This is a genomic window from Flavobacterium kingsejongi, assembly GCF_003076475.1.
Classification (GTDB): domain Bacteria; phylum Bacteroidota; class Bacteroidia; order Flavobacteriales; family Flavobacteriaceae; genus Flavobacterium; species Flavobacterium kingsejongi.
In genome coordinates this window covers 1,015,011-1,029,822 of the sequence record NZ_CP020919.1, presented here as the reverse complement: position 1 = coordinate 1,029,822, position 14,812 = coordinate 1,015,011, and the positions used below count along the sequence as shown (strand labels likewise).

Here is a 14,812-nt window from a genome sequence, read left to right as displayed (position 1 = left end):
GTTTGTTGTATTTCTCCGGATATCGTGGCGATAAGTATTACAAATAAAACAATCGCGAATACAGTCTGAAAATGGGCTTTAAAAAATGTCGTTATCTGATATTTAGAAAACGTATCGTGGCAGTTTATCTTCAAACTGTCCTGTAGCTTTGTATGTCAAATCCTGAAGAGTACACTATGCGACTTTATACGCTTGCCAATAATCCGCTCAAAATGAGCAGGGTTTTAGGCAGAATTATGAAATCGTTAGTACACGTTCAGCGATCCCCAAACACGATGATTTGCATTGCCTCATGCAAGGCCATGCCTTGATGGCAGGGCTGTACTTTGACCTATCCCAAATATGGGAAATAGGGTTGAATGTCACTTTTTGCAGGCAAAGGAAGGTATAGTGCGGCGATCGATGGTATAGCAATACAACCCAATGGCAGGGCTTACAATAGAACCTGCTATAGGGTTTCACCATTTTATACTGCCCAGGCGGTGTCCTGCTGGCAATCCATATAAAATCCTTCTGGGATTACAGTTTAGTATAGTTCGAAAAATAGTATTTTATGATAAAAAAACTACAATTCTTTGCAGTAGCATTCCTATTTTCAATTCCAGTACTACAGGCCCTATCGGCAGCGACGATGGAGGTCGCCCGTTCCGTTCATGGTGGTACGGAATACAAGAGTGTAACAAGTCCCGGATTACGGATCCCTGATAAATATAGTGTTGCCCCGGAAGCCTGTAACCCCAACAGGGGTGTAGCTTCCGGTTCTTTATTTACGGGGATACGCATCCCGGATGATACAAACGTTACAGCAGTAGGGAAGGATCGTTTCCTGATGGGAACAATTACAGGAGAAACGGTCTACTGTACAGGGGAAACCCTGCAACTTGCCTTTGATTCAACAGAGGATTGGGAGTATGTAGAGTGGATACTCCCGGATTTTACCATCATACCAGGATACCACCTGGAAGTCCCAAATCTTACTGCAGCAAATGCGGGAGAATATATAGTCAGGACTCATGATTTCGTAGGAAATGGATACATAACATCGGTCATCGTAACCGTACAGCCTACAGCGATGCCCGTGCAACAGCGCACGGTAGTGCTTTGTGGGCCGGGGGTTCAGGTCACGGCCATAGCGGGCTACTCTTCGTATGTATGGAAAAATAACCTGGGCACTCCCATTGGGAACAACCAGCAAATCACGCTGACTACAGCGGGCAATTATACCGTGACAGCCACACGGAATTGTGAGGTTCTGACCGAAGAAATTACCGTAATCCCGTTTGTCGAGATGACAACCCATCCGCTTGCTGCGTTTGGCGAAACGGTTACCTGTCCCAATGATGGCGAAGAGCTGGTTACGATAGTCTTATGCAGTGCAGGCGACAGCCGGCACATTACGATTCCCATTACAGATGTCCAGAATATTATATGGGAACAGCTGGACGAGTCGTCCTGCAGTGGATCCGGATTGGAGAATTGTGCCGCGAAAGATCCGGAATGCATGTGGATAGAGCGCGCTGTTGGGAACAGTTTTACCGCCACTACCACCGGCCAGTGGCGGGTAACCATTTATTACCAGAATGGCTGTTTCAAGCCCTATTATTTTAATGTAAGCAGTAATACAATGAATCCCGGGGTCGTAGTGACCCCTGTGGATTGTACGGTATCGGCTGCTATTAAGGGGCCATTCATTTTATCAATATGCCTGCGACAGGCTACCAATATAAAGTGGTAGACCAGTTGAATCCAACTGTGGTTTTTGACTGGCAGGACAGTCCCGAATTCAATACAGTCCCGCCCGGGACCTATACGGGATACGTCCGTGCGGGTACCGGAGGAGTAGCCGGAAGTTGTAGTGTAGCATTGCAGGATATTACTGTGGAACACTTGCAGCAGGGAGCTATGGAAGTACTGGTAACGCCACCCGCCTGTGGCAGGAGTGCAATCAGGGCAGCATTGCTAAACTGGGCGGGCAATACCGCCACAATGCGTTTTGAATTATGGAAAGATGGTAGCCTCCTGTTGGTTTTGCCTTATCTGATTACCCAGAAATATTATAGCTTTTCGAACCTGGGTGCCGGAACCTATACCGTAAAATATACCGGAGGCGATTGTACCGATGGCGAACAGGTCGTTACGATCACCACTACTTCGGAACCTTTGGAAGCGGTAGCCAATCTTACAGCACCACTCACCTGTAATGCGGCTGTAGTTACAGTAGCTGTGGCGGGTGGTGTGGCTCCCTTTACCTATACGCTGCCGGGACGGCCTACACAGGCAGCTCCCGAATTTGCCATAGCCGATCCGGGAACCTACACCATTACGGTTGAGGATACCAATGGCTGTACCACTACCGCCGGGATTACCCTGAATCGTATTGCCCCGGAATATACCGTCGCTGCCGTCCAGCCCTTATGTGGCGGTGTTTTTGCCAATGGTAGTATTACAGTAAACCTCTCCAACAGTCATGGTTTTCCAATAGCCTACCGTTTGCATGAAGGGAGCATTGGTAATCCTGCCTATCAGGATTCAGGGATATTCCCCAATCTGGCACCCAACGACTATTACATCCAGTTGCGGTATACCATAGGGACAGCTGCTGGTGGTGCAACACTATATTGTGAAACCGAACCGGAACTTGCGGTTATAGTAGCGGCCTCTAATATGGAAGTAGGGACCAATATCCTGCAGGAGTTAACCTGTACGACACTGGGAAGTATCGAATTTTATGGCGCTACAGGGGGAACACCCCCGTATGAATACCGTTTGGGTGATTCCGGAACGTTTCAGGCAGCTCCCGTTTTTACCAATCTGGCGGCAGGAACCTATACCACCTATATCCGGGATGCCAATGGCTGTATCGCACCTTCCGACACCTGGATTTTGGAACCGCTAAATCCTCCGACGGGACTCACTTTTACCACGACGCCTTTGGGCTGCAATAGTGTAGCAGTAGCCTTGGCGGTAACGGGTGGCACAGCGCCCTTTACCTATGAAATTATAGCACCGACACTCATCGGAAATGGCAATGACCCGCTATTTGCCAATATTGCTCCCGGAGTATATACCTTTAAAGTGACCGACAGCAAAGGCTGTTCCTACACCCAAAACCATGAGATAGTGGGAGGAATCCCCATCCAGCTGATCGAATTTACCGGGGAGAATGCACGATGCAGCAATGATGGTTCCATTACCTTTAAGGTCATGGATCATAGCGATGGGCATTTGTTTTCTTATAAATTAAATAGTGATGCAATAGTAACAGGGCAAACACCCGGCGTTTCCATTACCCTCCCAAACCTCGCTCCGGGGAATTATACGCTGCTCGTGACCGATGAGGTTACCGGCTGTATGGATACTGCTACCGTTACAATTGGTGGCACCGCGTCCACTTTAGGGTTAGCAGCCCATCCGTCAGATATCAGTTGCATTCACGGTTCGGTAGTATTAGTGGGATCCGGCGGTGCACCGGGTGTACGCCACTATACCGTACAGTTTCCGGATGGGGGTACTATAGTAGGGCCACAAACCCATAATGTATTTGATTACCTGAATGTAGAAGGAACGTATACCGCGACCATTACCGACAGCAGGGGCTGTAGCACATCTGTTGATTTTACGATTAACCGGGCGTTACCCCTAACGGCAGCATTGCAGCAAACAGCATGTTATGATACGGCCAATGGTGCCACCGTCGAACTGGCAGGGACAGGCGGGGTAGCACCGCTATATTATAGCAGTAATGGAGGCAGCAGCTATCAGGCAAGCCCCGTTTTTACTGGTCTTGCTCCCGGCGATTACACCTTTGTAGTACGGGATGCCAACTGGTGTAATGTTCCGGTCAACCATACCATATACCCAGAATTTATAGCGACGGTAGCTGTAACCAATATCGCTTCCTGTGTACCGGGCGGTGGTGGTGGACTGCCTATCGGGCGGCTTCAGTTTGCCGTCTCGGGCGGTAATCCTGCCAGCTATCAGTATGCTTTGCAGCAAATGCCAGGCGGTGCGATCAGCTATTGACCGATGCCGGTATCCAAGATTATTATTGTGGACACTATAGGATCCTATACCGTTTGGGTAAAGGATGCCAGTGGCTGTACCCTTTCATTTCCCATTACGATTACACAAAACCTGCCCATCACGGTGACCGAAACCCATACCAATGTGGCCTGTTCGGCCTATTCGAATGGGACCATCACGGTAACCGCTACCGGGGGCAATAATGGCAATTATATTTACAGTATGGATGGAAAGCCGGCACACCCGGCCACCCAAAATACGTTTACCGGACTGAGTGCCGGAACCTATACCATCAGGGTAGCCGATTATCCCGGAACCTATTGCCCGGGGATTATAATGGTAATCATTGAAGGCCCGGAGCCTTTAACCGCTGAGGTAGGCATTTCAAAAGAAGGCAGTTGCCGTGCCGATAACCGTTCGGAAATACGGATTACCAATGTATCGGGAGGGACATCACCTTATACCTACCAGATCGGAGGCGGTAGTTTTGGCAGCAGCAATGCCGGCTATCTCGGGGCTGGAACCCATACCGTATGGATCAGGGATGCGGCCGGCTGCACCATTAGCAGGAGTATCACTATTGATCCGCCTGTAGCCGCACCAACCATTACAATTGACAAACAGGAAACATGTAACGGAATAGCAATACTGACCGTAACGGCATCCAACAATATTGATTTTACCTATGAATACAGCCTTGATGGGAATCCGGTGCAACCCGGCAATGTCTTTGACGATGTAGCACCCGGCCCCCATGTGGTAACAGCACACTATAGCAGCAGTCCGCCGCCCGCACACGGGATTTTAGTAAAAGAAACCTTTGGAACCGGAGCGAATAAACCGCTCCCGAATATCGACCCTTCCTATTGTTATAATGCACAGGCAGGACCGGACGATTGTACGGCAGGGGCAGATTTAATGCCTGGCGAATACACGGTTACAACTACCATTGCGCCCCTGGCTGCCAACTGGATTGTACGCCCCGATCATACCGGGGATGCACAAGGACGTTTCCTGGCCCTGAACCTGGGGAATACAGACAGTGTGCTATATGAAAAAGAAATTACGAATAGCCTGCCCAACCAGGAAATTACGGTGACTTTAGCCGCACTCAACCTTAGGAACAGCATGGCTGTGGGTGCCTTTCCGGATATTACCATCCAGTTGGTAGATGCTACCGGAGTCCTGATTCAGGAAAGCCATACCGGAGGAATCCCAAACAATGAGGACTGGAATAATTATAGCGTGACGTTACAGCCTGGTAACCAAACGAATATAAAAGTCGTATTGCGTTCCTACACAACGGCCGGAACTGAAAATGCGATCGCGCTGGATGACATCCAGGTGACACAGCTACCCGAAACATGCCCCGGAACCCTTACGGCTTCGGTAGTCGTAGAAGATAAAACTTTTACGGCGGAAATCGTGGGACTTACCCATTTATCCTGTAATAGCGGTTTAAATGATGGACAAGCATTAATCAGGATTACAAACTTCGGTACTCCTGCGGACAATATGTATGGATATATTTTGGATGATGAAGTAATATGGTCGGGCGAGGCCAATCCATTACTGAACCTAACCTATTTAACGGCTGGAGATCATGTGTTTTTGATAAAAAACAGTTATACCGATGGGACCTGTTTTATAACATTAAACTTTACCATTACCCAACCGGATCCGATTGAAGTAACAGTAGATGTCACCGATAAAACCTGTATCAGCGGTGGAAGTGTTGTAATCAATGCAACGGGAGGAACGACGCCCTATCAATATACGCTATTAGGCCCTAATGGGAACAGGACCAGTAGTGTCCCTTATTTCGATAACCTCGTAGATTCCGGATTATATACTATTAATATAGTATCTCCTGGCGGATGTAGGGCAACAGCTACTTTTGAAATTACAGAACCCGTACCGCCAGTACTGACCCTGGATCCTTCATCAACTCTTTGTTTTAATGGGTTGACACAGGCAGTATTAGCAGTCAGCCAAGGAAAAGCGCCCTTTACTTACAATCAAAATGGCAGTACCTATCAGGATAGTCCTGTATTCACCATTTTTGACCATTCTATTACCAATACTTTTACGGTACGGGATGCTAACGGTTGTATCGACACCCTTTCGATGCCGAATCTTTTGCCAATTGATCCACAGGTAATTGTGGACAAGCCGTTGGGATGTACCACTACCGCTGCTGCGGAAATTTGGTTGAGAAATAATATGCATCGAGATGATGTACTCTATTGGCAGGTAGCCATAGATGGTGGTGCGTATGGGCCGTTACAACCGGTACCGGATGATTTTGAAACTGCAGGACTGATTTATACGACGACAACCCCGGGGGACTATAAATTCCAATTGACAAATTTGTATAATTGTACCAGGGAAAGTCGTACTGTCACTATTACTCCGGCCACGCCACCGGAAATTACAGCCGTCACCCAAATCCAGGAAATCCCGTGCCACGGGGAGGCCATTGCAGCGATTACCGTGGACGTAACGTATACGGCACCGGATTATACACTACAGGTGGTAAACACCACGACCGGGACAAATTATGGAAGCCAAACCTGGGGACTGGCAGCAGGAGTATATGAAATTACCGTGACGGAAGACTATAGCTGTACTGCCGTAACTCATTTTACCATTACCGAACCGGATCCCGTTGCCTTTAATTTTACCGCAGTACCCATCACTTGTGATGTGGCAGCCGGAGATACGAAAAGAGGGGAGATTATCATCAATGGGGTCACGGGCGGTACGGGAACCTATACCTATTACCTGCACAATAGCCTCGGTAATCTGGTGGATTCCTATGGGCCTACGACAGCCACAGACCATACATTTGATATCCTGGTATTTGGATTTTACCGTGTCGAAGTCATCGATAGTAATGGGTGTCCCCATTTTGAAGAAAACATAAAGATCGCCTCCCCACCGGATAACCTGGATATTGATATCGATCCGGTAGTGACCGATTGTATTTCGGGGGGTACTGCCACTGTAACGGTAGGTGCTGCCGCGATTTCCACCGGGCCGTTCTACTTTGCAATCTATACCTGGCCGGAACCAGTATATCCCGATCCGGCATTTGTAGCCTCCGATCCGGGAACGCCATTCACAAAGACGTTTACCGGTTTAGTATCGGGAGTAACCTATACGTTCATGGTATATGACGCAAGTACCAATTGCTATTATTATGAACAGGCTGCAGTACCCATACCGTCACTGTCTACCCTAAAGGCAGCTTTGGATGTTGTCGATAACGTAAGCTGTACCGGAAATGCGGACGGAAAGATTTCCTTTACCATTACCGACTATGCTATTGATGCCACTTCGGTGAGTTACCAGGTCTATTATACACTGAATAACACCGTGGCAGGGCCGCTTGAAACCACAAGTACGCTTGCCGGGGCACCCATTACGATAACCCATTACGGGCCTTTGGCACCCGGATCTTATTACCTGCTATTTACCGAAAACGGTGGGACAGCAAACGGCTGTTGTACTACGTCCAATAACTTTACCATTACAGAATCGGTACTGGCATTAGAAGTGACAGCTGCAGTGCTTCAAAATGACAATTGTGGCCTGAATACAGGAATCCTTGCTGCGACGGCACAATACGGGACAGCCCCTTATGAATACCAGTGGGACATAGCAACCGCTCCGGCACCGGTTCTTGCTACCTGGGCAGGCAGCAGCCCGAATACATTTGCAGCCGAAGCAGGCAGTTATATCGTATATGTAAAAGATGCTAATAATTGTATTACAGCATCAACAGTGGTGGTGCTGGATGAAGATCCTGCACCCGTAATTTCGGCAGTACTGACCAACAGTTGCGAAAGCACGGAAGGAACTTATAGTGCCATTATCACCCTGGATACAGAAGGAATTGCACCCTATTGGCTTAGCCTGGACGGAGCGACAGCGATTGGCCCTGTCTCCTTTCCACATACCTTGACCAATCTGAATTCAGGAACTCACACGATAACTGTTACCGATACCAATAGTTGTGATGCCACTATTACATTGGAGATTAAAGCGCCATTGGGCCTTACAGCTACAGTAGATCTTACAAATTGTACGGCGGATGATGGTACCATTACCGCGATAGCCACAGGCGGAAGTGGGGCTTATGAGTATCAGTTGGAAGACAGTAGCGGAATCAGTACCGCTTTCCAGGCCACCGCACTTTTTCCGGACTTAGCTTCTGGAGACTATGTACTTGGGGTTCGGGATACAACGACTTTATGTAGCGCATTCATACTGGTAACTTTGGCCGTTCCGGCACCCGTAGTATTTGATGCCACAACTGTTCCGGTAGGTTGTTTCGGATCGGCTGATGGAAGGCTGACTGTAGCGATGGCAGCAGCCAGTACCGATTTCCCTTACGAATACAGTAAAGACGGCGGTACGACCTGGCAGGCAGATCCTTTATTTATAAACCTCACAGCGGGCGATCATGTAATTACCGTGAAGTCAGCGCGAAACTGTGTGGCATCAATGACCTTTACCATAGGAACTCCGGCATTAATGGAACTTCTTCCTGCAGCCATTACAGTAACCGAATTTGCCTGTACGGCAGGAAATGTGATGCAGTCGGCAATGATTACCATTGATCCGAACCAGATTACTGGTGGATCTGGTACCTATGTCCGGTATGTATTCCGGGAAACGATGTCCGATAGCCTGTTGCAGGATAGCCCGAATCCGGTATATATTGTTTTGGCTGCCGGAGGCGGAAGTTACTCCATTACCGTATATGACACTAACGGATGTGAGGCTACAGCAACAGCAGTAATTACAGCTTTTGACAGCCTGGAGAGCGCCAGTGTTGTAGTGGTAACACCGATAACCTGCCTGGCAGATGCTACAATATCCATTAGTGCCGTAACAGGTTTAGGTGATCTTTCCGTATTGGAATATAGCAAAGACAATGGGGCAAACTGGCAGGATAGTGCCATTTTTGCCAATCTGGGTATTGGTAATTATAGTTTCCAAATCCGGCATAAAGTGACAGGATGTAAGCTGTATGCCGTGCATGACATTGGGTCACCCAATGTATTTACGATCGGGGTCAATACAATTAGTCAAGTAGTGTGTGAAGGAACCAACACCGGGGCAGTAACCTTTTCAGTAAACGATCCCGGTTATACCGGAGGTTTCCAATGGGAAATTTTTGAAAGTGACGGGACGCCAACAGGGCTTTCCGGATCACAGCCGGATCAGGGGCCCACTCTGGCCATCGCTTTCGGAGCCGGAACGTATACTGTAAGGGTTACCCTCGACGGAACTCCTTTTTGTACGCAGGAACTGGAATTTGCAATAGCAGCACCAGTAGGAGGGGTATTAAATGGTACCACCGCAGTACAGGAAATAAGCTGTGATGGGAATGATGGTAGTATAAGACTTACGGCAAACGGGGGCTGGGGCAATTACCGCTATTATGTGGGCATTTCACCACCAACAGCGGCAGCGTATACACCAACAGTACTTTGGGAGGGCCTTAGTCTAGGAACTTACCAGGTATGGATCAGGGATGCCGGAGGCTGTGAACTACAGTTGCCCGATGTAATCCTGGTGGATCCAACACCGATTACGGCAAATCTGGAAATTATCACCCAACAGTGTTACGGACTGGATGGTAGTATTCTGGTATCAACCGCTATGGGAGGAGCAGGAGACAATTATCAGTACCAACTGATTAAGGACGGCAGCCCACAGGGAACCGTGCAGGCAAACCGGGTATTCAGCGGATTGGATGCGGGAGTATATGCCATAGTAGTCAGCGATACCTGGAATTGTACGGTCACGACGAATACGATTGTACTGCTGGAAAGGCTGTTACTGGAGAGTGCGGTGGATAAAGGGATTGATTGTGATGTGGTACAACCCGGAGCGGCAATTACAGCAACCGCATCGGGTGGAAGTGGCAATTTTGATTATACGCTGCACTATCCCGATGGCACTACGGCAACCAACACCACGGGGATATTTACAGGCATGGCGGATGCAGGAACCTATACGATTAGCGTAAAAGATACCGTAACCGACTGTGAGAAGAGCCAAATCCATACGTTTGATGCCCCGATTCCGGTCACCTTTGATGCTGTTGCCACCCCCGTATCCTGTTTTGCAGGAGCTGACGGACGAATAGACATCACCCTGTTAACCGGAAACAATAATCCGGATTATCAGTATAGTAGTAATGATGGGCCATTACAGTACAGTCCGGTATTTACAGGATTGATTGCCGGGACGTATACGGTCAAAGTGGTCTCCGCAAGGCACTGCTTTGCTGTGGAAACCCTGACCATCGTTGAGCCCACAGCCGTCACGGCCAGTGCCAGTATAAACGATTTTGGCTGTACACCGGGCAATATGCCGGCACCGGCAGTGATCGTACTTGCAGGCTCTGGTGGTACACCGGACTATATGTACAGTATAGACGGGACATCCTTTTACAGCAATGCTACTTTTACGGTCTACGATACCGGAGCCCCACAGGCCATTACAGGATATGTCAAAGATGCCAATGGTTGTATTGCAACAACCAATATGGTACTGGATCCTTCGGTGCCCATGAGCGCGCCCATTATTGTTCCGGTTACAGCACTTACCTGTACCAATGCTGCCATAGTAGAAGTTAACGTGACTGGAGGTTCCGGCGCATTCCTGTACCAGCTTTTGCCTTCGGGAATCCCGCAGGCGGGCAATCAGGTCGCGCTTCCTGAGGTAGGGGCATATATCATTAAAATAAGCGATACCGTTTCGGGATGTTCCAGGATGGCGTATTATACGGTAACGGACTTTGAGCGTATTGGTGTAACGGCTACTAGCCAAAAACAAATTACCTGTTTTGGTGACCGCAATGGAGTCATCGAAATTTCGATTTCCGATTATTCCGGACCCTATACTTTTGTAGTACGTAATGGAAGTGGAGCCAGTGTAGCCAATGGAACGGGTACTACAACCGTAAATCCGATGGAAATTCCGGGACTGGATGCGGGGAATTATACCGTTGCAGTCACCGCTACCACTACACCATTCTGTACCGCCGTGTCCAATCTTGTAGGCATCAGTACTCCAATTAGTGCATTGTCGGTGAACCTGGCGCTTACGTCAGCCGTTCACTGTGATGGAATCGGGGGAGCCATTGTTGCCAATCCTTCAGGGGGCTGGTTGGGGTATACCTACCAGTTTACCGACACAGCAACAGGATCTATACTACAGCCGTATAGTACGAATTCGGTATTGGGGAACCTTACTGCAGGAAATTATACCGTAACCGTACAGGATTTGGAAGGCTGTACTGCTATTGCGACGATCACATTAGCATTGCCGGTACCCATTGTAGTACAGGCAATTGCCAGTACAGCTGCTGTAACATGTTTTGGCGACCATACAGTGACCATAACCGCAACAGCGAATGGTGGAGAAGGAGCGAATTACCAATACAGCCTGTTGCACATGGGTACCGGCTTGGTTACCGGACCACAGTCCAGCCCGGTATTTGAAGGATTAGGTGCAGGAACGTATACCGCAACTGCAACAGATACCTGGAATTGTAGCGGAACTTCGGCTACTGTAGTCGTGGTTTCTCCAGCGGAGTTGGTAGCGGAGTTGGTGGTCAACCAACCGTTAGGATGCCTGTCCGGTGCTCAAATTAGTATTGTGGCAACGGGCGGAACAGCACCTTATAGCTACAGTACCGATGGGTTATCCTATGCCACCCTGGATACTTTTACAGTGGGCCCGGGTACCTATCAGTATTATGTACGGGATGCCAATAACTGTGAGGTGATGACCCAGCAATTGACGATAGCGCCAATCCCGGTATTGGATATTGTCCTGGATCTGGCAGGGGCAACCATTAGTTGTGCAGGGGATACCGCAGCCCAGATAGTTGCCATTGCTACTGGTGGGGTGGGGAATTATACTTATACACTGATGGATTACACGACCAATAGTGTGGTCGCAGGGCCACAGCCTACCGGAGTATTTACAGGCTTGGGATCGGGAACATATACCGTTACCGTAAGTAGCGGGGATTGTATCCGTATTTCTGAAATAATTGCTATCGCTGCTCCGGTGCCTTTAGTCGTAACGGCTACCGTATCCATGATACAGTGCGCAGGGACAACTACCGGTCAGATTAGCAGTAGCGCTACAGGCGGGACGGGGACGTTACAGTTTGCCATCACGCCCAACCTGGACCAATGGCAATCGGGCAGCACGTTTGAAAACCTGGCTGCCGGAACTTACGGGATTAAAGTGCAGGATGCCAATGGCTGTTACGATTACCAGGAATATACCATTACCGAACCAGCACCGTTGGAAGCTATCCTGGTGATTGAGAGTGAAGAAGCCTGTTCCGGAACCAATACCGGCAGCATCCGGGTGGAAGCCTCCGGTGGTATGGCGCCGTATGCGACAAGCCTGAATTCTAATTTTGCAGGTGATTTTGTCCCGGGGAGGATCCTATTTGATAACCTCAGTGGAGGGCAGGAGTATACGATCCATATTCGCGATGCGAATGGGTGTATCGTGACACGAACAATAACCCTGGCTGCACCGGTAATTTTGGAAGCCGAACCGGTGGTGGCCTACAGTTGTGCCAATAATCTTCCGGTCCATGAAGTCAGGATTGTGGTAAATCCCGAAGCAGTTGGGGACGTACTCTATGCAATAGATGATGGGGTGTACCAAAGCCAGGATACATTTACCAACCTGAACTATGGCCCGCACCAGTTCCATGTACGGCATACCGGCGGATGTGAAATCACACGCTGGTTTATCATTGAGCGCCGGGATCCGATTATCGCATTGGCAGTAGTAGCACCGGTAATTTGTGGCAATGACTCTGATGGTAGTATCACTATGGTGGTTTCTGCAGGGACAGCCCCGTACGAATATGCTATTTCGCCGAATCCAACAGCATATGGGGCTTCCAATGTTTTTGAAGGCTTGGCTGTGGGAGACTATACCGTATGGGTGCGGGATGCCAATGGCTGCGTTTTGGAACGTCAGGTAACCGTAAACGGCCCTGCGGCATTAGTCGCGACTTTAGTGACTGTCGTACCGGAGGTATGTTCCGGTGAAGCAGATGGGGCTATTGCCATAACTGTAACAGGAGGGGTAGCGCCTTATGCTACCAGCCTGAATGATGGCCCATTTGTTACAGGGCAGTTGGAATTCCTGGAATTATCCGGGGGGCAACTGCACCATATCGTCGTGCGGGATGCCAATGGTTGTACTACGGCAGTCGAAGTACAATGATACCATCCACCACTATCGATGCAAGAGCAGAAGTAGTATACGGTTGTGCGCAGGACAGCCAGTCCAATACTATCACGATTCATGTCAATCCGGAAGTGAGTGCCGACGTAGTGTATAGCCACAATGGGCTGTCACAATTTGAAAATGTCTTTACCGACTGGTCTCCGGGTCTCCATACTGTCGTGGTAGGGCATATCGGCGGTTGTTCCAAAGAAGTGACCGTTGAGGTGGTAGCCGTAGCGGTGCTAACAGTGACCGCAGCAGAAGACGGGCTCAACACAATCAGGGTGACTGCTTCAGGAGGGCTTCCCGGGTACCGTTATTATTTCAACGGGCAGGACAATGGAACGAACCCGGTCTTTGGTATCTCAGCATCCGGAGATTATGAAGTAAAAGTGGTGGATGCCAATGGCTGTGAAGCCATCATATTACTGGCAATGACCTTCGTGCCTATTGAAATTCCGAATTTCTTTACGCCAAACAGCGATGGGGAAAACGATACCTGGACACCACGGAATATCGACAATTATCCGGCGATCAGTACTGCAATTTATGACCGTGCCGGAAGGAAATTAGCGACAATCCGGATCGGGGAAAGCTGGAACGGAGTCTATGATGGAAACCCATTGCCTTCCGGGGATTACTGGTATGTGGTACGCCTGAATGATGGAACGAACCGTGAAATGGTAGGGCATGTAACCCTTTACAGGTAATTGCTATTAATTCCGGCAATATAAAAAACACTCTCAGTACGATTCCGCGAGGGTGTTTTTGTTCCTATAGCAGCAGGGATTTCGCCATGTTATAGGCTGTAGGGCGCCAGAGGCCTACTCCTGTATTGAGATAAGAAAAAAAACAGAAAACTCCTAAATACCAATTAAAATATGTCTTTATCTGATATTATGAAAACGTATAGTGGCTAATTATATTCCTGTCGTCCTGTAGCTTTACCGCTGAAATTAAAAACCTTTTGTAGCCCGTCGCACCAGCGGTAATTTGTTGAAAACAATAGGCACAAGTCTTTTTATATCTCATAAAAAAAACCTCCCCAGCGGCCCCAAGCCCAAACCCGTTATACCTTTTCCTGCAGGTTGCTGCCTTTTGGCAGTACTAAACAGGACTACGCATAATGCAAATAGAATAAAAAGACAAAACCCTAACCCTGTAATCATTTGGTTTCAGAGGCAGTACGGATTTGTCGTATCGCAATACATAAAATGAATTACACTATTTAATACCATAATAATGAAAATCAAACTACTCTTATGCCTCGGCGGTATGGTGGGAGGTATGACAGCGGCAGTTACAATCCTGCCGGATGTTATCCCAATGTACGCGCAATTGCTGGCGCCCCGTGTTGTTTTTAAACCTGATAAAGGGAGAATCCCCATTACGTCTGGTATGACGTAGTATCGTTTTCAGCACAATAACATCTTTAACATCCTGTATGGGTGCTTGGAGCGGGTCTACAACCGTTTCATACACCTGTTGCTATGGGATGTAT

Annotated in this window: 4 protein-coding genes and 1 pseudogene; all 5 read left to right on the top strand. The window is 48.5% G+C overall.

What is annotated here, in order from left to right; genetic code table 11:
* The first annotated feature begins 553 nt into the window (after positions 1–553).
* Entirely contained in the window at positions 554–1,735 is a 1,182-nt protein-coding gene (locus tag FK004_RS04320) for a hypothetical protein (protein ID WP_108736152.1), read from the top strand.
* Positions 1,702–4,023, top strand: coding sequence for a hypothetical protein (locus FK004_RS04315; RefSeq protein ID WP_108736151.1), 2,322 nt, complete (start codon positions 1,702–1,704; stop codon positions 4,021–4,023). The genes FK004_RS04320 and FK004_RS04315 overlap by 34 nt, the downstream gene beginning before the upstream one ends.
* A 3-nt stretch (positions 4,024–4,026) precedes the next feature.
* Positions 4,027–10,956, top strand: a pseudogene (locus tag FK004_RS04310) (hypothetical protein); the annotation flags it as partial.
* Between the two features lie 543 nt (positions 10,957–11,499).
* The gene (locus FK004_RS19665; protein ID WP_420358891.1) at positions 11,500–13,308 is read left to right on the top strand and encodes a SprB repeat-containing protein; all 1,809 of its coding nucleotides are present in this window, start codon (positions 11,500–11,502) and stop codon (positions 13,306–13,308) included.
* Positions 13,305–14,021, top strand: a complete 717-nt coding sequence (locus FK004_RS04305) for a T9SS type B sorting domain-containing protein (RefSeq protein WP_108736149.1) — start codon at positions 13,305–13,307, stop codon at positions 14,019–14,021. Before FK004_RS19665 ends, FK004_RS04305 begins: the two co-directional genes overlap by 4 nt.
* The last annotated feature ends 791 nt before the right edge of the window (positions 14,022–14,812 follow it).